Source organism: Parendozoicomonas verongulae (genome assembly GCF_009711465.1).
In the GTDB taxonomy this organism is placed as follows: Bacteria; Pseudomonadota; Gammaproteobacteria; order Pseudomonadales; family Endozoicomonadaceae; genus Sansalvadorimonas; species Sansalvadorimonas verongulae.
Map to the genome: position 1 here is coordinate 9,036 of NZ_SMME01000755.1, position 968 is coordinate 10,003.

Consider the following 968-nt stretch of genomic DNA (forward strand, 5'->3'; position numbering starts at 1 on the left):
TCTGGCCTCCAGCATGGGGGAATGCCCACTGTATATTGGCAGGGCTAAAGGTGAAACGGCGCCTAATATTATCCTGATATAGATGTCTGTGTCTCTTTTCTTACCATAAAAATGGGTATACCAGTTTTTCAAGAGGCGTTGTACCGATGCTTTGAGTTCATTGATAGCGTCCAGCCTTTTTAACAGGACATGAAGTGTCCCTGCCTCAGTATGAGGACAATGTTCTGGTTCTAGCCAATTTTGTTGAATAGCGACCTGGGCAATGGCTATAACCTGAGGTGAATGGACACCCAGAGAGTCACAGGCCCGAGTGAGTATACTGACTATGGAATATTGCCAGTTGTCGTGCCTGGCTGAGCCGGTCTGGACCATTTTTTCGTGTAAGCCCTGAAGCTCTTGTAACACAATATCAACAGATTGATCCGAACGAACCAAATTATCTACCGCCAAAGCGAGTGGACTAGTGAAACCGACCCAGTCGCCTAACAGAGAGCACTTTTGAATATTCTCTTTAGCCCCACTTTTTAGTAACTCACTCCCCAGGACAAAGGCGTTACTGTCCGACTTCTGCTCCCAGAGTTTTTTGACAATATCGTCGACGTCTGAAGCGGATGTTGCACTTGTCTGTAACGCCGTACCACTTTGTACCGACTGGATGATTTTTTCCGAACTGATTCCAAGAGCCTTTCCCAGTGCATCTATCTTTTCAAAATTCATGTCACTGAATAACTGAGACATCCACTGGCCGCCAGTCAGCGCCTGTCCGGTCACAACAGACTGAAAGTCGGGGGCATGCATCGATAATTTTCCCGGTGCACCACCCAAGTCCTGAGCTCGCCATGTGTTCCCGTTATCCAGTGAGTACTCAGGAAAACCATGAATTCCACTGGAAACATATCTTGCCGAAATATTGAAATAGCGGCACAGAGCAATAAATGCCTGGGTACGGTGACGGCAGGCCCCCTGCC

At 47.7% G+C, this 968-nt stretch carries 1 protein-coding gene; it reads right to left on the reverse strand.

Translation table 11 applies throughout. The features are described 5' to 3' along the window. On the reverse strand, window positions 1-798 hold a 798-nt coding region (locus E1189_RS23600), incomplete at its 3' end, for a hypothetical protein (RefSeq protein ID WP_230460185.1). Window positions 799-968 lie beyond the last annotated feature (170 nt).